This is a genomic window from Kaistella sp. PBT33-4, from assembly GCF_029194425.1.
In the GTDB taxonomy this organism is placed as follows: Bacteria; Bacteroidota; Bacteroidia; order Flavobacteriales; family Weeksellaceae; genus Marnyiella.
The window spans coordinates 131634-150598 of record NZ_JARFYL010000003.1 but is presented as its reverse complement, the minus strand read 5'-3'; the positions used below and the strand labels follow the sequence as shown (position 1 = coordinate 150598).

22 protein-coding genes are annotated in these 18965 nt (G+C 44.3%); 15 read left to right on the top strand and 7 right to left on the bottom strand.

Features of this window, described 5'->3' with window-relative positions:
* Window positions 1-69: 69 nt before the first annotated feature.
* Entirely contained in the window at window positions 70-681 is a 612-nt protein-coding gene (locus P0M11_RS06720) for an alpha-ketoglutarate-dependent dioxygenase AlkB (RefSeq protein WP_275625333.1), read from the top strand.
* 47 nt (window positions 682-728) lie between these two features.
* Here P0M11_RS06720 and P0M11_RS06715 read toward each other — a convergent pair whose 3' ends face one another.
* Both P0M11_RS06715 and P0M11_RS06710 read right to left on the bottom strand, forming a co-directional pair.
* The gene (locus tag P0M11_RS06715; protein WP_275624988.1) at window positions 729-1148 is read right to left on the bottom strand and encodes an SH3 domain-containing protein; all 420 of its coding nucleotides are present in this window, start codon (window positions 1146-1148) and stop codon (window positions 729-731) included.
* Between the two features lie 8 nt (window positions 1149-1156).
* The gene (locus tag P0M11_RS06710) at window positions 1157-1633 is read right to left on the bottom strand and encodes a BON domain-containing protein (protein WP_275624987.1); all 477 of its coding nucleotides are present in this window, start codon (window positions 1631-1633) and stop codon (window positions 1157-1159) included.
* 218 nt (window positions 1634-1851) lie between these two features.
* Between P0M11_RS06710 and P0M11_RS06705 the strand changes: the two genes are divergently transcribed.
* The 5 genes from P0M11_RS06705 to P0M11_RS06685 all read left to right on the top strand — a co-directional run bounded on the left by P0M11_RS06705 (window position 1852) and on the right by P0M11_RS06685 (window position 7491).
* Window positions 1852-3279: a cation:dicarboxylase symporter family transporter gene (locus P0M11_RS06705; protein WP_275624986.1), complete on the top strand. Its 1428-nt coding sequence runs from the start codon at window positions 1852-1854 to the stop codon at window positions 3277-3279.
* A gap of 155 nt (window positions 3280-3434) precedes the next feature.
* The gene (locus P0M11_RS06700; protein WP_275624985.1) at window positions 3435-4541 is read left to right on the top strand and encodes an Mrp/NBP35 family ATP-binding protein; all 1107 of its coding nucleotides are present in this window, start codon (window positions 3435-3437) and stop codon (window positions 4539-4541) included.
* A 46-nt stretch (window positions 4542-4587) separates the two neighbouring features.
* Window positions 4588-4836, top strand: coding sequence for a NifU family protein (locus P0M11_RS06695; protein ID WP_158063732.1), 249 nt, complete (start codon window positions 4588-4590; stop codon window positions 4834-4836).
* 218 nt (window positions 4837-5054) lie between these two features.
* Window positions 5055-6332 (top strand): D-alanyl-D-alanine carboxypeptidase/D-alanyl-D-alanine-endopeptidase, encoded by a 1278-nt coding sequence (dacB, locus tag P0M11_RS06690; RefSeq protein WP_275625332.1) that lies wholly within the window; start codon window positions 5055-5057, stop codon window positions 6330-6332.
* Between the two features lie 7 nt (window positions 6333-6339).
* Entirely contained in the window at window positions 6340-7491 is a 1152-nt protein-coding gene (locus P0M11_RS06685; protein ID WP_275624984.1) for a HAMP domain-containing sensor histidine kinase, read from the top strand.
* Between the two features lie 3 nt (window positions 7492-7494).
* Here P0M11_RS06685 and P0M11_RS06680 read toward each other — a convergent pair whose 3' ends face one another.
* Window positions 7495-9108: a M1 family metallopeptidase gene (locus tag P0M11_RS06680; protein WP_275624983.1), complete on the bottom strand. Its 1614-nt coding sequence runs from the start codon at window positions 9106-9108 to the stop codon at window positions 7495-7497.
* A 110-nt stretch (window positions 9109-9218) separates the two neighbouring features.
* On the opposite strand from P0M11_RS06680, the gene P0M11_RS06675 reads away from it, so the two are divergent.
* The 4 genes from P0M11_RS06675 to P0M11_RS06660 all read left to right on the top strand — a co-directional run bounded on the left by P0M11_RS06675 (window position 9219) and on the right by P0M11_RS06660 (window position 11636).
* Window positions 9219-9776, top strand: coding sequence for a sigma-70 family RNA polymerase sigma factor (locus P0M11_RS06675; protein ID WP_275624982.1), 558 nt, complete (start codon window positions 9219-9221; stop codon window positions 9774-9776).
* A gap of 44 nt (window positions 9777-9820) precedes the next feature.
* Window positions 9821-10687, top strand: coding sequence for a lipoyl synthase (gene lipA / locus P0M11_RS06670; protein ID WP_158065389.1), 867 nt, complete (start codon window positions 9821-9823; stop codon window positions 10685-10687).
* Window positions 10688-10805: 118 nt separating this feature from the next.
* Window positions 10806-11054, top strand: a complete 249-nt coding sequence (locus P0M11_RS06665; protein WP_275624981.1) for a hypothetical protein — start codon at window positions 10806-10808, stop codon at window positions 11052-11054.
* Window positions 11055-11063: 9 nt separating this feature from the next.
* On the top strand, window positions 11064-11636 hold the full coding sequence (locus P0M11_RS06660; protein WP_275624980.1) for a dienelactone hydrolase family protein: 573 nt from the start codon (window positions 11064-11066) through the stop codon (window positions 11634-11636).
* A gap of 76 nt (window positions 11637-11712) precedes the next feature.
* On the opposite strand, the gene P0M11_RS06655 is transcribed toward P0M11_RS06660, so the two are convergent.
* Window positions 11713-12096 carry an STAS/SEC14 domain-containing protein gene (locus tag P0M11_RS06655; RefSeq protein ID WP_158063738.1) on the bottom strand — a complete coding sequence of 128 codons (384 nt, stop codon included), beginning with the start codon at window positions 12094-12096 and terminating at the stop codon, window positions 11713-11715.
* A 181-nt stretch (window positions 12097-12277) separates the two neighbouring features.
* On the opposite strand from P0M11_RS06655, the gene P0M11_RS06650 reads away from it, so the two are divergent.
* From P0M11_RS06650 to P0M11_RS06630, 5 genes are all read left to right on the top strand, one after another.
* On the top strand, window positions 12278-13528 hold the full coding sequence (locus P0M11_RS06650) for a CinA family nicotinamide mononucleotide deamidase-related protein (RefSeq protein WP_275624979.1): 1251 nt from the start codon (window positions 12278-12280) through the stop codon (window positions 13526-13528).
* Window positions 13529-14093: 565 nt separating this feature from the next.
* Window positions 14094-15116 (top strand): glutaminyl-peptide cyclotransferase, encoded by a 1023-nt coding sequence (locus P0M11_RS06645; RefSeq protein WP_275624978.1) that lies wholly within the window; start codon window positions 14094-14096, stop codon window positions 15114-15116.
* A gap of 34 nt (window positions 15117-15150) precedes the next feature.
* Window positions 15151-15924: a hypothetical protein gene (locus P0M11_RS06640; protein ID WP_275624977.1), complete on the top strand. Its 774-nt coding sequence runs from the start codon at window positions 15151-15153 to the stop codon at window positions 15922-15924.
* Window positions 15925-15999: 75 nt separating this feature from the next.
* Window positions 16000-16614, top strand: coding sequence for a deoxynucleoside kinase (locus P0M11_RS06635; protein WP_158063743.1), 615 nt, complete (start codon window positions 16000-16002; stop codon window positions 16612-16614).
* Window positions 16615-16643: 29 nt separating this feature from the next.
* Window positions 16644-16991, top strand: a complete 348-nt coding sequence (locus P0M11_RS06630) for an ArsC/Spx/MgsR family protein (protein WP_275624976.1) — start codon at window positions 16644-16646, stop codon at window positions 16989-16991.
* Between the two features lies 1 nt (window position 16992).
* On the opposite strand, the gene P0M11_RS06625 is transcribed toward P0M11_RS06630, so the two are convergent.
* Genes P0M11_RS06625 through P0M11_RS06615 form a run of 3 tightly spaced genes read right to left on the bottom strand, consistent with a single transcriptional unit; the run spans window position 16993 to window position 18957 of the window.
* On the bottom strand, window positions 16993-17889 hold the full coding sequence (locus P0M11_RS06625) for a TIGR01777 family oxidoreductase (RefSeq protein ID WP_275624975.1): 897 nt from the start codon (window positions 17887-17889) through the stop codon (window positions 16993-16995).
* Between the two features lie 3 nt (window positions 17890-17892).
* Complete coding sequence (locus P0M11_RS06620) at window positions 17893-18201, bottom strand: DUF493 family protein (RefSeq protein ID WP_158063746.1); 309 nt, start codon at window positions 18199-18201, stop codon at window positions 17893-17895.
* Window positions 18202-18255: 54 nt separating this feature from the next.
* Entirely contained in the window at window positions 18256-18957 is a 702-nt protein-coding gene (locus P0M11_RS06615) for a DUF4197 family protein (RefSeq protein WP_275624974.1), read from the bottom strand.
* Window positions 18958-18965: the final 8 nt, after the last annotated feature.

The following is an 18965-nucleotide window of genomic DNA, read 5'->3' as shown; positions in this document are numbered from 1 at the left end:
CTAAAATAGTGCACCTAAAACTTTCCGGGCTTCCGGGAAGTTTTTATTTTTATATTTATTTGCTGAATGATGTTGAATCTGTTTGAGGATAATTTTTACCCGGAAAAAAATCTGCTGCCGCAAGACGGTACAGTACTTTATTTTGGCAAAGTACTGGATCGCGCGCAGGCAGATGAATATTATGAAAAATTGCTGACAGGAATTGTATGGAAAAATGATGAAGCCGTCATTTTTGGCAAAAAAATCTTCACCAAAAGGAAGGTTGCCTGGTATGGTGATGAGGGTTTTGAATATACCTATTCCAAATCTACAAAAACTGCATTGCCCTGGACCGATGATCTTCTGGAGCTGAAAAAAATTGCGGAACAGAAAACCGGTGAAACATTTAATTCCTGCCTGCTGAACCTTTATCACAGTGGCGAAGAAGGCATGGCCTATCACAGCGACGGCGAGAAGGACCTTAAGAAAAACGGCGCGATTGCCTCCCTGACTTTGGGTGCTGAAAGGAAATTTTCATTCAAACATAAAACCACCAGCCAGAAAGTCGAGTTGGTTCTCGAACATGGTAGTTTATTGGTAATGAAAGACCAGACCCAGAGTTTTTGGTTGCACCGTTTACCTCCGACCAAAAAGATATCCAGCCCGCGAATCAATCTTACCTTCCGCACGATCGAAAAATAAGAAATCCCCGAAAATTCGGGGATTCCAGGGTATTTATTAGGTTGACGTTATGCCTTAAGATAACGCGCGTAAGCATAGCCCTCCTCGCCGGACGAGGTCCTGATCTTCCACCAGTCATCTGAAGACTGCTCCACAAGCGTCACTGACTCACCTTTGGAAGCCTTCCCGATGATCGCTGCCTCGGTAGATGGTTCCTGTCTGATGTTCAGGCTGGACTCTTCGGTGTTTACTGTAAGGTTGGCTCCGGATGCAAAGCCTGTAACCTGGACATCAATATTGATGTCTGATGCAGAATAGGTGGTATCTATGGCCCCCAAGGCGTTCCATACCGCATCTTTGGCAGCGGTGCTGCCTGCCGAACCCGAAACATAAAGTATACCGTCCTGCTCGCGTACCTGTAAACCTGAAATTCCCGCCGCTTGTGCTGCTGAGATTACACCGGCATATTTGTCCTGTAATGCGCTCATATTTTTTCTTATTTAACGTTATAGTTGTAATTTACTTTCCCTGCCTGAAGCGCATCTACCGATTCTTTAATCTTCCTGGCCTGAGCAGGCGATACATCACCTGTAAGGGTCAGTTCTCCGTTCACAACCTCTACTTTAACAGACGGGAAATCCTTTACCGCATCCTGAACTTTCTGCTGAACTGCCGGATCAACTGCAGACACCGTTTCAACTACAGGTGCTTCAATACGGGTCATATCCATTACATCCTTAATTCCGGGAATCGCTTTCAGCTGGCTGATCATCGCGTCGCGGGAAGCTTCATCCGGGAAAGTCCCGCTCAAATGGGCCGTACCGTCCTTAACTTCTACAGTTGCACCCGGGTTGCTGGTAACCACTGTTGTTGCCTGGGTCGTAAGTTCTGCATCGGAAACTTTCTTCTTACAGGAAACTGAACCGAAAGATATAGCCAGCGCCATGGCAGCCATCGCAAATGTTTTTTTCATAGTATTTTATTTAATGTTAAGAATTAATGATCTCAAATTTAGTAATACTTATCTGATTGTTGTTTCAGCTAAAGGCTAAATGTTTCTTAAATTTTAAGGTCGTAGTTCCGAACTGTTGCTTTGCGGGGTCCTGTCATGCCGGCTGAGGCGCAGGGCAATTTAATGTTTGTTAACACTCTGATGAAAAATTATATATTTGTAGCTGTTATAAAAATTATATGAGTCCTACACTCCTGAGGATATTTCCTTATTTTACACTTACGGTTGCCGTACTGCTTCATGGAATTAATCTGTTAAACCCTCTTCCCCCCGACTATCTTGTTTTTGGGCACCTGCTTTTTGTATTGGGAATGGTTACTTATGCAATACAGAGAAAAAACCTTACAACATGGATCCTGGTAAGTATTGTAATAGGTGTGATTGTGGGACGGGATTACCCCGGTGTGGCGCTTTCTCTGCAACCTCTGAGCCAGGGCTTTATCAGGCTGGTAAAGACCATTGTAGGACCAATACTCTTTGCAACCCTTGTTTATGGAATTGCAGGTCATTCCGATCTTAAGCAGGTGGGGCGAATGGCTTGGAAATCATTACTTTACTTTTATACTGCAACTACTATCGCCCTCTTCATCGGTCTTGCAGCCATTAATATATCGCAGGCCGGTGTGGGAATCGACGCTTCCAAAATTCCTCACCATGATCTCCCCACGGCTTCAGCGGTTAAGGAAGCAGATCAGCGTGCTCTGGAAGCCATTCCGGAGCATAACCACTGGCTTTTCAAGACAACCGCTTTCTTTCGTGATGTATTTCCTGAGAACATCATCAAATCAATTTACGATAATCAGGTTCTTCAGATTGTTGTATTTGCGGTGATCTTCGGTATCGGGCTGGCTCAGTTACCGGAACGCAAAAAAAGACCGATGGTGGATTTCGTGGACAGTCTGGCGGAAACAATGTTCAAGTACACGCACATTATCATGTATTTTGCGCCGATTGGTGTGGGTGCCGCCATGGCATACACCGTAGGACATATGGGTATTGACATCCTGAAGTATCTCTTTATGCTCCTGCTTACGCTCTACTGCGCACTGATTGCCTTCCTGCTGCTGGTACTCCTGCCTATTGCGCTCTATATGAAGGTGCCAATCAAAAAGTTTATACAGGCTATTAAGGAGCCGGTTTCCATTGCTTTCGCAACTACAAGTTCCGATGCGGCGCTGCCTGTGGTAATGCAGAATATGGAGAAATTCGGAGTTCCCCGGAAAATCGTATCCTTTGTCGTTCCCACCGGTTATTCCTTCAACCTGGACGGAACCACGCTTTACCTGTCATTAGCGTCCATTTTTGTTGCGCAGGCTGCCGGGATGCATCTTACCTTCGGTCAGCAGCTGCTCATTTGCCTTACGCTTATGATCACCAGTAAAGGTGTGGCCGCGATTCCAAGAGCTTCTTTAATTATCCTGATCGCCACTGCCGACCAGTTCGGTTTGCCGGTATTCATCATAGCAGCCATCCTGGGAATTGATGAACTGATGGATATGGGCCGTACCTCTGTTAATGTGATCGGAAACTGTCTTGCGTCTGTAGTCATTGCCAAATGGGAAGGTGAGTTTGACCAGCAGGCAGCACTGAACTTTGAGGAGGAGTGATGTTGATCAGCTTATCCAGCAACTTAGCATCTTTTTTTTGCCTCACTTTCCTGCGGTCACATGACATCGGTTAGGTTGGATGGAAATCCTTATTTTTATTAAGTCTAAATTGGCGTTTATTCCGTAACTTTGCGGTTCAATATTCAGATTATATTATGTTGAAGAAAGCAAACGTTCAGGATTTCCTGAAAGAGATTGAAGTAGAAGACCTCGTGAATAACCTTCAGGTTATGGGCAATGAGGTGTATATAGATATGACCGCGCACTCGCCGGCAATGCACGAAAAGAAAAAACTGGAAGTGGCTATGAAGCAGGCTTTTGCATCTCAGTTTGGAGAGGATGTCGTGCTGAAGTTAAAGATTGTTTCACCTGACCCTACGGAAGTTCAGCAGAATCAGATCAAAGGAAAGCAGATTCCCGGAATTCAGAATATCATCGCTATTGCTTCCGGAAAAGGAGGCGTGGGTAAATCAACAGTTGCCGCTAACCTGGCAGTTACATTGGCAAACATGGGCTTCAAAGTTGGTCTTTTAGATGCTGATATTTATGGTCCATCGGTTCCAACAATGCTTGATACTGAAGGTGCAAAACCACTTTCAGTGGAGGTAGACGGTAAAAACCTGATGCAGCCTGTGGAAAATTACGGCGTAAAGATGCTGTCCATCGGATATTTTTCCGGAGCCAACCAGGCAGTGGTTTGGCGTGGGCCAATGGCTTCGAAAGCACTTAACCAAATGATCCGTGATGCCCATTGGGGCGAACTGGATTTTCTGCTGATTGACCTTCCACCGGGAACCGGAGATATCCATCTTTCCATCATCCAGGAAGTACCTGTAACAGGAGCAGTGATTGTTAGTACGCCGCAGCATGTGGCTCTGGCCGACGTGCGTAAGGGTATCGCCATGTTCCAGATGGAAAGTATTAATATTCCTGTTCTCGGTTTGATAGAGAATATGGCCTATTTTACACCCGAGGAGCTTCCTGAGAACAGGTATTACATCTTCGGGAAACAGGGTGCCCAATACCTTGCAGAAGATATAGGTATCCCGGTACTGGGAGAGATACCTCTGATTCAAAGTATACGTGAGGCCGGTGATGTAGGCCGTCCGGCCGCATTGCAGGAAAATTCTAAGATTGCAGATATCTACGTTGAAACCGCCAAAAGTATGATTGAAAGTCTGGTGGAAAGAAATAAAAGCCTTCCGCCTACAGAGGCCGTGAAGATCACAACAATGGCCGGTTGTTCACCAAAAGCAAAATAACAAGCGAGTGATGGTCTGGAGACAGCACACCACCCCGACACAAAATATGGAAAGTAATATCGTACACGAAGCCACTGTAACCAAGGTACTTGAAGCACTGGAGAGCATACGTCCCTTCCTGAACAAGGATGGGGGAGACATAGAGCTGATTGATGTGGAAGGCAGCAAGGTGATCGTTAAACTTCAGGGAAACTGCAACGGCTGTCCCATGAGCTTTTCGACAATGAAATTGGGTGTCGAAAATACAATTAAACAGTATGCACCAGAAATTACTGAGGTTGTTAGTGTAAATTAATGCCTCAAAATTTATCAGAAAACCCTTTCAGCCTCTGCGGCTGGAGGGGTTTTTCATTTGCACAGATCAAGGATCAACTGATATTGACACCGCTTTTACTATATTTGACTATGATTAGTCTTCAAAAGAATCACCTTCTTGCTGCCGCTGTGTTGGGCAGCCAGGTTTTTTATGCGCAGGAAATACCGCAGAAACTGGATGCAGCTACAAAAAATCTGATGGAATCGCCGGCAGCCTATTCAGCGAACCTGTCTTTTTATGTGGCTGATGAAAACGGCAAGTTCATTTATGAATATCAGGGAAATAAAGGACTGTCCACCGCCTCAACCCAGAAAATCTTTACGGCTGCAGCTGCGCTGGAAACTTTAGGTAAAAACTACACCTATAAAACAACAGCCTCCTATTCCGGAACTGTTAGTTCCGGTAAACTTGACGGCAATCTGTTTGTAAGCTCCAACGGAGATCCAACCCTGGGCAGCTGGCGCTACGATGGTCATAAACCGGAAGATTTCCGCCGCCAGCTTATCGAGGCGCTGAAAAAACAGGGAATTAGCAGCATTGCCGGCGATTTAATCATTGATGATACTTATTTTGATTTTCAAACCGTTCCCGGTGGCTGGCCCTGGGATGATATGGGAAACTATTACGGTGCAGGCGTCTGGAGTGTAAACTGGCGCGAAAACCAGTTTGATGTAAATCTCCGGAATGGCGCAATAAAAGATTTTAATATTCCGCTCCACAATTTGAAGTGGGTCAATGAGGTAAAGGTGGCCGGATCTTCAGACCAAAGTCTTATTTTCACCGCACCGCACTCCGAGGTAGCCCTGATAAACGGTACCTTACCGGCTAAAGCGATCACGGTTTCGGGCTCACTTCCCAATCCACCCCTGCAGTTGGGCATGGAGATAAAATCCTGGCTCAGTGCAAGCGGAATCTCCTTAACCGGCAATGTTATCACCAACAGCAGTCAACTTATTAATGGGCTCAAAATTCAGAAAGCACCGGAATCAAACGTGTTTTTTACATGGCAGTCGCCAACGCTTGATAAGATCGTTTACTGGTTCCTGAAAAAAAGTGTAAACCTGTACGGCGAAACCCTGGTGAAGACCATGGCAAAAGAGAAAAGAGGTGTGGGAAGCTTTGATGAGGGAATTGATTTCATGAAGGATTTTTGGAAGAACAAAGGAATTAATGGGGCGATGATTAATTTCGCCGACGGCAGTGGCCTGTCTCCCCAGAATTACGTTTCTGCCCGGGCCGAGGTTCAGGCTTTGCTCTGGTCCCGAAAACAACCCTGGTTCAGCAGCTATTTTGATGGTTTTCCAGAGCAGAACGGTATGAAGATGAAGAGTGGCACCATCAGAAACATTAAATCCTTTGCAGGCTATCACACATCAACTAACGGCAATAAATATGTATATTCCATTATCATCAACAATTATCAGGGTGGAAGTGTAAGTGATGCCCTTTACAAAGTTTTAAACGTTTTAAAATAGAAAATTCTTGAAAAGACCTTTTCTTTCCAGGCTCAACCAGTGGTTTGTCTTTGGGTTACTCACCATAGTGACCTCGGCAATCGTGATCTCGTCCGTAATGCTGATTGATTACTTGCGTAAGGAAGAGATCAAAAGGATTGATTTATTAGCGAGTGCCATAAAGTATCAGCAGGAGGTTACCGCTCCGGATCCTTCATCCCAGGATTTAGCACTGAAGATAACGACTACAAATAATACAATTCCTGTGATCATTCTTGATATACAAGACAGGCCAATGTTTCACAAAAACATACCGAAAGAAATCGAAAACAGTGCATCTGCATTAGTAAAACTTGCAAAAAACATGGGTAAAACCTATCCGCCCATCGAACTCAAGTTTCCGGACGGAAATAACCAGTTTGTTTATTATGACAATTCGCGTTTGCTCAACGATTTGCGGTGGTCACCTTATTTGCTTGGTCTTTTCATATTTGCTTATCTGCTTTTCTCCTTCTGGTTTCTGCGTACGATTAAGAAAACAGATGAAGGATTCCTGTGGGCAGGCCTCGCCAAGGAAACCGCACATCAGATCGGTACTCCGCTCTCGTCAATGATTGGCTGGGTCGAAATTATGCGGATGGATAATCCCAATTCCCAGGAAGCCGCTGAGATTGAAAAAGACGTGAACCGCTTAATGACTATTTCAGAGCGCTTTTCAAAAATTGGCTCGGTTCCGGAGCTGAACGATATGAACCTTTCCGAGACCATCCAGCAGAACTATGATTATTTGAAAAAACGCATTTCCGGCAAGATTGATTTTACACTTAACCTCCCTGCGCGTCAGATTATCATTCCCCATAACCGCATTCTGCTGAGCTGGGTCATTGAAAATCTGGTTAAAAACGCTGTTGACGCGATGAAGGGACAGGGAAAGCTTGAGATTCTTGCCTATGAGCGCGGCCGCAACATCATCGTGGACTTCCGCGATACCGGTTGCGGACTCACCGCACGACAGGCTGCCAATGTTTTCAAGCCGGGATATTCAACCAAGAAGAGAGGTTGGGGGCTGGGACTTAGTCTTGCAAAACGCGTGGTAAAGGAATACCACCGCGGGGATATCCGGATTCCGCAAACTGACCTGGGTAAGGGAACCACCTTTCGGGTAATTCTACGTAAATAGAAATCAGTCTGCTTTTCGGTACTCCACATAATAATTTCTATCGAAGGTAACCGGAACTGAAGAGTTCAGTTCAACCTGCTGCCATTTTTCGTTAGGTAAGATCAGCTGATTCCCGTTGATCCTTAACGGTAATTGCAGGTCTTTCACCGCATTTTCATAACGGAATTCCAGCATCTTTCCTTTCTGTCGGTAAACTAAAGCCGGTATTTTAGTGGTGCGCAGGTATTGGTCGAAAACCGTACTGAGGTCCAGACCGGATTTTTCAGTGATATAACTCTCAATCTGCCCTGTGGTTACCGTTTGATGGTAAAAGTTTTTATTTAGTCCACGCAGGATACTGCGGAACTTTACATCATCATTAATTATTGTCCGGATGGTGTGCAGCATATTGGCACCCTTAAAATACATATCGCTGCTGCCCGTATTCCTTACGCCGTAATCGCCAATTACAGGCAGGTCATTTTGAATGTTCTGTCTTGTTCCCACTACGTATTTGTCGGCATCACTTCGGTTCAGGAAATTTTCGGTAAAAAGCGTTTCAGAATAGGAGGTGAACGCTTCATGAATCCACATGTCCGCTTTATCTTTGGCTGTAATACTATTGGCAAACCATTCATGTCCACTTTCGTGGATGATGATGAAATCCCATTTCAAACCGACTCCCGTTCCTGATAAGTCTCTGCCCAAATAACCGTTACCATAGCTATTCCCATATGCCACATTACTCTGGTGTTCCATGCCCAGATAGGGACTTTCCACCAGTTTAAAACTGTCTTCGTAAAAAGGGTAGGGCCCAAACCAGTACTCCAGAGCTTGCATCATGGGTTTTACCTGTGTGAACTGCTTTTTTGCTTTCGCCAGATTCTGTTGCAGAACCCAGTAATCCAGGTCCAACGGACCTTTTTCACCACTGTAGGTATCTTTGAAATTCACATAATTCCCAATATTAGGAACTATGGAATACGCATTGATAGGATTTTTCACCTCCCATGTGAAGTGTTTCTTATCACCTGCGGTTTCCGTCTTGATCAGCCGCCCGTTTCCTACACCCACCAGTTGTTTTGGGGTGATGATTTTCATCCGTACCCCGTTGTCAGGCTCATCAGCCCAGTGGTCTTTAACAGGCAGCCACACCGAAGTGCCAATTCCTTCCTGAGCCACACTCATAAACGGCATACCGGCATCATCCCGGCTGAATACCCAGCCCCCGTCCCAGGGTGCATTCGGTGCTATGGTAGGACTTCCTGAATAGGAAATTTCTATCCGGTAGTTTTTGGTAGGTTCAAAAGTTCCGCCCGCGTGAATCCACAGGAAGTCTCTCTGGCGCTCCGTCTTGATGATCTTGAAATTGGATTGAAGAACCTCTGCTTTCATCGGCTGCTGAATATCAATCTGAAATATGGGGTTTTTTACCTTTTTAGTTACATCAAAATGTATAATATTACTTCCGCTGACCATCCTGCTGTCAAAATCAGCCTCTACGGTAAGTTCATACTTTTTAACATCCCAGAAATTTCTGTAGACGTTATCAGATCCCTTCAGCGAATCTGATTTGGTATATTTCTGCGCTCCCAAACCCAGGGAACACAGCATGAACAGAAAAATCGGGGTTTTCATCTGAAAGTAATTTCATCAAAAATAACAAATATAATGGTAAGGAATTCGGCCATGTTTTTGCTGCCACAGGTCACACACCATCGTTATTAAATTTGTATTTTTACCATGAAATGAAAGACGGACAACTAATCACACTCATCCGCAGCGCACAGCAAAAGGACCAGAAAGCACAGACTCACCTCATCAACCTTTTTTGGGTAGATGTTTTTTCTTTTGTGATGAAGAAAGTCAGAAATGAGATTGATGCCGATGAGATTACCGTAAATGTTTTCTCCAAGGTCCTGAATAAGCTGGATCTCTATGATCCTAATTTCCAGTTCAAGACCTGGGTTCTCACCATTGCTCAGAATACAGTGATTGATTTTTGGCGAAGAAAAAACCGTGAAAATGAAGATGCTGTAAACAGTTTCGACGAAATCCGCGACCAGTTTGCACGGTCACCCGAAGAACTTCTGATTTCCGAAGAGGAGCAGAAGCAGATTCTGGCTGTTATTGCCTCTCTGGACCTTAATTATCAGGAAATAATCCGTCTGAGGTTTTTCGAGGAAAAAAGCATTAAGGAAATCGCCGAAGAGCTGAACCTCACCGTTTCAAATACAAAAGTGAGGATCATGAGGGCCAAGAAAGTACTTTCGGCTCTGCTGAAAACCAATGAGTATGAGGATTGACCAGTCAATTTCTAAATTCGTAATTTTGCACTTTATTTTTAATGATGAACGACACTGTTGTAGATACCACCATCCAAAAGCCTAAATGGATCCGCGTAAAGCTTCCTACAGGGAAAAATTACCGTGAACTCCGTAGCCTTGTCGATAAATATAAACTGAACACCATTTGCCAGAGCGGCAGCTGCCCTAATATGGGCGAGTGCTGGGGCGAAGGAACGGCCACATTCATGATTCTGGGCAATATCTGTACGCGCAGCTGCGGTTTTTGCGGCGTAAAGACCGGAAGACCGCTGGATGTAAACTGGGACGAACCGGAAAAAGTGGCCAGGTCCATTAAACTTATGAAGATCAAGCATGCAGTGCTTACTTCGGTAGACAGGGATGACCTTAAGGATATGGGCTCCATACTATGGGCCGAAACAGTGAATGCCGTTCGCCGGATTTCTCCGGGTACCACGATGGAGACGCTTATTCCGGATTTTCAGGGAATTACAAAGCATATTGACCGCCTGGTAGAAGTGGCGCCGGAAGTGATTTCACACAATATGGAAACTGTGAAACGGCTTACCCGCGAGGTGCGGATACAGGCAAAATACGAGAGAAGTCTGGAAGTACTGCGTTATCTGAAGGAAGCCGGGCAAAACCGGACCAAAACAGGTCTGATGCTGGGCCTGGGTGAAGAACGTGATGAGGTTTTCCGGACAATCGAAGACATCAGAAACTCCAATGTGGATGTCATTACAATCGGTCAGTACCTGCAGCCAACTAAAAAACACCTTCCGGTTAAAAAGTTCGTGACACCTGAAGAGTTTGCAGAATTTGGTGATTTTGCCAGAAGTCTGGGCTTCAGACATGTAGAGAGTTCACCTTTGGTCAGGAGTTCCTACCATGCCGAAAAGCATATTCATTAAGGAGGAAAAAATAATGGGCTGCAGAAAAAGCAGCCTTTTTTTGCATCGTTTTAAGTGTAAAAAATTATTCGGAATATTCTGGAAATGGATAACTTTAGTTCACTAAATACAATTTAATATGAAATTTCCTGTTTACCTGTGGGCGCTGTTGTCGCTCCTCACTTTTTCATGCGCTGAGAAAACAACAACTGAAAGTTCTGCCCTGGCAACTTCAGACAAAAAAACTTCAATAAAAAGCGAAGAACTTTCCTACGGAATCAATGGAATAACTCACAGGTCATTTGCAGCTTTTAATCCTGATCTCCCGGGACCGCTGCCTGTAGTATTTGTGCTGCCGGAGTGGTGGGGACTGAATGACTATATTTAAGACCGCACAATGCAGTTGGCAGAACTCGGTTATTATGCCGTGGCGGTAGATTATTACGGTGAGGGCAAAGTGGTGGAGACGCCGGAAGAGGCACAGAAATTATCTTCGCACTTCTACAGAATCCCGATTGATGCCCGGAGGATGTTTGATGCCGCAAAAAACAGGGTAATTATCACAGAAAATGCAGACCACACCCGGATGGCCATAATCGGTTACTGCTTTGGTGGCGCACAGGCGCTTAATATGGGAAGGACTTACACCGATTTCAAAGGAGTGGTGAGTTTTCACGGGAATCTTATGACCGGAATTCGGGCCAGGAACAATAAGGTGAAATACCTGGTTTTGAACGGTGCAGCGGATACTTTTGTGTCACAGGAAGAGATTGCCGGATATAAAAGCGAGATGGACAGTGCAAAGATTGATTACAAATTTGTAAACTATCCCGGCGCGCTCCATGCTTTTACAAACCCTGCTTCTACAGCCACCGGAAAAAGATTCAACATTCCCATTTCCTATGACAGCGATGCTGATGAAAAATCATGGAAGGAGATGGCAGCATTTTTGGCCCATGTGCTGAAATAGGTTGCTGTGAGTTTACATAAAACAGTTGCGCCGAAACTCCGTTTCGGCGCAACTGTTTTATAGGCAATTTGTGATATTAATCCCCGTCAACTTCATCTCCGTTCGCACACCAGAATACAGCATTCTGCAGAAACTCCTTCGGGAAAGACCGGAATTCACCCGGCATCAGGACGCTGAAGATGTCTGTGAAGTTCTGTACTCCCTTATTGTCGGTTACAATCGCCGCACGGTTCCATTTGGTAAGGTTTTTCATGCCTAAAAGGACATCCTGAAACCAGGCGCCGGCCGTCCAGTTGTCCAGATCGGTATCCAGTAAGAGCAAATAGTTCAGTTCATCAAATGCATTTATCTTTGCCTCTACATGAGGAAAAACAAGGTTTTCAAAATCGGCCTGTGAGATTTCGCCGGTGGCTTTAAATGCCGCTACATTTTCGGGTACATCAGGAATTACGGTAATCATTTTTATGGAGTTTAGTGTTCAACAAGTGATTTTCACTCATCAACAATAATTGAACCAATAAAAGATAGAATCAGGAACAGAAACAAGAGCAGCAATTCTAACAATTAGTTAAATACAGTTCACCTTCCTGGCACGCCGTTTATTCCGGGAAAACTTTAAATTTGAACCATAATTTTATTTGATGAAAGCAGTTCTGATTACCATTGGCGATGAAATACTCTCCGGAGATACCGTAGATACCAATTCCAGCTTCATTGCCGGCCAGCTGAAAATGATTGGGATTCCGGTAATTCAGATCCTGACCGTTGCAGATAAAGTGGAAACAATAAAAGCTGCACTTCAAACGGCATGTAATTCCGCTGATTTGGTGATTACCACAGGTGGTCTGGGACCCACAAAGGACGACAGGACCAAAACGGCATTTGCCCAGTTTTTTAATGATGAGCTGGTTTTGGATGCTGCCACCTTCAGTCATCTTGAAAAACTTTTCATTAAGCGGAAGCGTGAGCACCTCCTGGAACTTAACAGACCTCAGGCTATGGTACTGTCGCGCGCCCGGATTTTTCAGAATGAGAATGGTACCGCTCCCTGCATGATGATGGAGCAGGACAGTAATCTGGTGTTTTGTCTGCCAGGCGTTCCGTATGAGGTAAAACCCCTTATTACAGATAAGATTATACCTTTCCTGGCGAAACGAAATCCCGTTAACCACCTGGTTACACGTACAGTTACGGTAGTGGGGATTCCGGAAAGTTTACTTTCTGCACAAATTGAAAGTTGGGAACTGGCGCTGCCGCCATCCATTTCTTTGTCGTACCTGCCTGTGGGCAACAGGATCAAGCTGCGGCTCAACTCCAACGGGCCGGATCTGGAAGTCCTGAACGCGAATTTGGAGGCGGAAGTGCAAAAACTTCAGCCACTGATAGGAAAAAACGTCATTTCGTGGAAGGGTAATGAAATTCAGGAAATCCTGAAGGAAATCCTGCTGGCCCGTATTTTAACCCTATCAACAGCAGAAAGTTGTACAGGCGGGGCACTGGCACGGCTTCTTACTTCCGTACCCGGCAGTTCGGCCTATTTTCTGGGTGGAATCATTCCTTACGATTACCGCAAAAAAATCGAAATCCTGAACGTTTCTTCAACAACCATCTCCGAAAAAACAACCGTTTCAGCAGAAGTTGCGCAGGAAATGAGTTTAGGTTGCCTCAATTTATTTCACACAGATATTGCTCTTGCCACCACAGGAGTTGCCGGTCCATCCACAGATGAATTCGATAATGAAGTAGGTACTGCTTATTACTCCATCCGCACCAGAACATTTGAAAAAACACAAAAACTTTATCTGCCACATCTTCAGCGTAATGATTTTGCACAATTTGTAGCAATACGCGTTCTGCAGGACCTGGTGGATGTCCTGGTTACGGGTGAATGAAATAGGATGGCTTATACCAATATGAAGCGCGCCATCGCGGACAGTATTTAAGCTAAACGATACTCCGGGAATTACCTGCATTTGCAGGCTTCACATTCCTGTAAAGTTTCAAAACCCTTCTGCGAGCACCCGGTATAGGTTATCTGTTCACATTTACTGGTGCCTTCATTGTAAAACCACCTGGTGAAATTAGCTGAGCAGATTTCATTGGTTGGCGGAGCCTCTGCGCATTTGGCCGGCGCTGGACCGCAGTCGCGGGATGAACAATTTATGACAAGGCAGGTTCCAAATAAAAGCAGGCCTTTAAGAAGTAGATTTTGTTTCATAATAATGGTTTGATAGGTTAATGAAATGAAGTGGTGCAAGAAGAAGAGCAATCATTGCTAAGTAGAATTAAAAAAAAAAACTGCATAACCTGCCTTACGGTTTCAAATATTTTTTATTACTGCTTTGATTATCAGTTGCTGACAGTGTAACAGGTCAGTCACGAATGCACAGCACCTGCCTTGGCCGGCTGGGCTCTTTATGTCCTTTAAAATGACTATTTTTGGAGAAAAATTATAGGATGAGAAGTAAATTCGCCATTGCGGTGCTTGCGCTGTTACTGCTTACGGCCTGTAACAAGGATAAAGAAATTCTTAATACACTGAATGAGTACAATCTCCAGATGGAAAGTACAGGTTATCATTTTGGAGATAAACTGCAGTTGCCCGCTGAAGTCATGGAGAATGCCTCGGAAATAACCATAAGTTTCGGCGATAAGGAAACTTCTGCGCTCGTAGTTGATCCTAACTTTTTTACCCTCGGTGATAACGCGGTTACGTTTAATATCAAAAAGAAAAATGGCGAGGTACTAAATCAGGATGCCACTATAAATGTATTTGCCAAGAACCCTGAAAAGCAGTTTGCTTACACTGTAGTTGCAGAGTATCCGCACGATGTGGCTAATTTTGTACAGGGATTCCAGTTGGAAGGGAATATGGTTTATGAGTCCGACGGACAGAATGGGTCTTCAAAAATTTTAAAATATCCTCTTGGAAGCACTGCACCTGTGGCCTCCACAGATCAGCCGGCTGATGTCTTTTCTGAAGGCAGCACCATTATAGGTGATAAGGTTTATCAGCTTACCTGGCAAAATAAGAAAGGGTTCATTTATGACAAAGCGACGCTGAAACTGCTGGGCGAATTTCCATACCCCAATGTAATGGGCGAGGGATGGGGCCTTACTTACGACGGTAAAAATCTCATTGCTTCAGACGGTACCAAGAACCTCTACTTTCTGGATATTTCAGATCCTTCGAAATTGGTAAGGTATGTGGCCGTAGCCGGAAATACGAGTGCCTATGACCGCCTGAATGAACTGGAGTACCACAATGGTTATGTATATGCGAATGTCTGGCAGAAGCCTATCATCCTGCAAATCAATCCAAAAACAGGAGAGGTGACCGGCAAATTTGATTTTACTGAAATCGCAAAAAAGCACACGACCGGCGACGATGATGTCCTGAACGGGATCGCTTTCAAAGGAAACAATATGCTCATCACCGGTAAGAACTGGCCAAAAATTTATGAAATCGCCGTCCAATAACAGCGCTCTGGCGGTTCAGGAACCGAATTAAGATATGTTTTCAAAAGCACTTCAGTTCATCCTTTTGCTTATATGCTGCACGGCTAACGCGCAGCATTTATTGCCTATGGACACTGTGCAGCTTAGGGAAACAAAGGAACTTTTTGCAGATGATTACGGAAATTTCTATCTGTACCGCAACAAGGACTTCAGCCTTACCAAATATGATTCACTGGGCCTACAGAAGGGCCGGCTGATGCTTACGCTGCCTTTCCGGATTCAGTCCGTTCAGAATCCGCTTAATATTCCCACCTTTTCCGAAAATGCACAGGTACTTCGCTTTTATGACCAGAACCTCAACGAAATCCAAACCGTAGATCTGCGTAATCACTTCGGATATATTAAGGCAGCTTATGCTGAAGATCAGCAGTTTGTATGGTTGCTGGATGAGAGTACAAAAAGCCTGATACGCTTCAACTTTCGCGATGGCAGGTCAGTACTTAATATTCCGCTGTATCTTCCTGTTGATGGTGTCCGCGACCTGCTGGTCTTCGAAAACAGAATTTATATCCTTACTCAACATCAGTTCCTCGTTTATAATATGAGATCAGAAAAAATACTTGAACTGCCGTTTGAAGAAGGTAAACGGTTACGGCGCGAAAACGACCGGATATACATCATATCCGCTGATTCCGTATTTTTATTAGATAACGGACAGACCTTGGAAATCTTTCGCGTACCCGGTGCATCGATTGTGGATAAAAACTCAACACGTTACTTTGTAATCAAAGGCAACAACCTCTATCTTTACCCCGTCCGGAACCATTAATGTGCAATGGCTGTTCAGCGCCTTCTATATTATTGGTTTTTAATATCCTATAACATTTAATCACAACCCTTAATAATGCATATTGCGGTAACAGGAAATATTGGTGCAGGCAAAACAACACTAACCACGATGCTGGCGAAACACTACGGCTGGGAAACCCAGTTCGAAGACGTAGACCATAACCCCTATCTGGAGGATTTTTATGCCGATATGAGTAAATGGAGTTTCGCGCTTCAGATTTATTTTCTGGGCAGCCGCTTTCGCCAGGTAAAGGAAATCCGCGACAGTGGCCGCAGTGTGATCCAGGACAGGACGATCTATGAAGATGCTCATATTTTTGCCGAAAATTTAAATGACATGAATCTGCTCTCGGACCGCGACTTTAACAATTATTCCGCGGTTTTTGACCTGATGCGTTCTTTCGTTTCGGCACCGGATTTGCTGATCTATTTAAAATCAGATGTTCCCAATCTGGTGAAAAAGATCTATAAACGCGGCCGGGATTACGAAGCGAGCATCAGTATAGAGTATCTATCCAAGCTGAACCAGAAGTATGAGCGTTGGATTTCCGGATATAAAGAGGGAAAGTTACTGATCATTGAAGTTGATGATTTGGATTTTGTGGAGAGACCTGAGGATTTTGGATATATCCTGCAGCGCATCGAAACAGAAATGCATGGCCTTTTTTAGAAATATATAACCGTTAGATACTGCTAGCCATGATAAAAGTCCTTCATAATAACAGCTGTTCCAAATCCCGGGCGATCCTGGAACACCTGGACGAAAATAATGTTCCTTTTGAAATAATTGATTTTATGGAACATCCGCTCTCCGAACTTGAACTGCGTACCGTTCTCAAGAAACTCAACACAGATATTGACGGTCTTATCCGGAAAAATGAAACTCTCTACAAAGAGAAATTTGCAGACAAGCAGCTTTCGGAAGAAGAGTGGATACATGTACTGAGTGAGAATCCGTCTCTGATGCAAAGACCGATTTTAATAAAAGGATCTGTTGCCATGGTCGCAAGACCAGTGGAAAACGTTAGGTTTTTCCTTGATAAGTAAATTAGTTGTTTAGCGCCTTAAAAGCCTGATTAAGTTCAGGATATTTAAAATCAAATCGCTGTGATTTGATTTTTTTATTGCTTACGCGTGTGCCTTCCAGGATAATTTCACTCATCTCGCCCATTACTAGCCTTAACAGGAAAGCGGGAACATTAATTGGCAGGAAAAATTTATCCCGGGCTTCAGCGAGTTTCCGCATAAATTCCTTATTGGTAGGTATGTCATCTGCCACTGCATTGTAAATACCGTTAAACTCTGTGTTTTCCACCGCTTCAACATACATATTGACTAAATCATACAGATGTATCCAGTTGAACCATTGAGTCCCTTTACCTATGCCACTGCCCAGGTTAAGGTCAGTTATCATGTTCAGTTTTTCCAGTGTACCTCCCCGTGCCGACAGCACCGGTGCAGTTCTGAGTATGACTGTTCGGCTGGCAATGTTATTAAAATGCAGTGCGGCACTTTCCCATTTTCTGCACAAATCACTCAGGAAATCCAGCTTAGCAATATCTGAATCTTCATCCAAAATCCGGTCTGAAGTAAATGTCCCGTAATAATTGATTCCGGAGGCAGAAATGAAAGACTTTAATGATAAATCTGCAAGTGTGCAAATGTCAAACAGAAAGTTTGCACTGTCCACCCGGCTGGAAATCAGCTCCTGTTTGTATTCGTATGTCCATTTTCTACCAATAGATGCCCCAGCCAGGTGAATGATACTTTCTACACCCTCCAAGGCGCCTTTGTCCAGTTCACGTTTTTTGTAATTCCAATAAAATTCATCCGGGTTTTTTGGCTTTCTGCGTACCAGAATATTTACAGAGTGTCCCCGTTTACGAAGTTCGGGTACCAGCTGCCTGCCTACAAGTCCGGATGCCCCGGTCACCAGGATTTTCATATGTTAAAGCATTACCACGCCGTCAATTTTTGCCACCTTCTTATAAAGGTCAATCACCTGGTTGGCATCCATTACAAAAGCGGTCATGCTGGCGGCAATGTATTTGCCGTTCTTACTTTCACGTGTAGAAATGGTGTACTTGATTTTGTCGAAGACCTGATACAGTTCCGTGAGTTTCAGATTGTCATTCGGGAAAATGAATTTATAAAGATAATCTTCAGGGAAATTATGATTCTCTTCAAGTTTGCTTTTGAGCGACTCGTAAAATTCATCCTGATTCTGTCCGCTGGTATCGGCGTATAATGGGTCCATTCTGTTAATTTTATTAATGAAAAAAGGTCCTGAAAAAGGACCCTAAAGATAGTATTATTTCATTGATCCTGCACTGCCGCTGAAGGCGCCTAACATGCTGGATTTATTTTTCTCCTCATAATCAGCAATAATGTTAAAGATTCCGTTTACCATCTGTTCGGATGCCAGCCTGCTTAAACCGTTACCACCCAGATTGGTTGAACTGCTTTGGCCGCCAAAAAGGCTACCCAGCATATTGGTACCCTGTAAAGCAGTGTTAATCGACCGTACGATGCCGAACTGATTCAGTTTTTCATCCACCTTCGGCATAATGGCCTGGATCAGTTGATGTTCTGTTTTTTCACGCAGAACCTGGGTGGCAATCCCCTGGCCGCCCTGCATAATCCGAGATACATCGTTCGCATTCAGACTGTTTACTGCATTCTGAAGGATAGGTTGTGATATATTTACAGTATATGCAGCACTTTCAGCCACATACTCCTTGCCTCGCATTGCTAAATTCGGGGCCACCCTTTCAAGTAGATTGTACACACTTCTAAGGTTTTCGGGCAGTGCACGCACAATCAGGTCATTTTGCAGGAAAGCCTGCTTATTGCCGAAAATATTGCCCATTTGCGTCACGCCTCCCAACAGAACCCTCTTGATGACAGAAAGTCCCAGGTCTGAAGTTGCCAGAGCCATGCAGGATTGTGTGGAAGTAAGCAGAACACCACCGGTGCCCATTAGCAGTGCTGCGGAAAGTATGATCTTTTTCATGATATCTA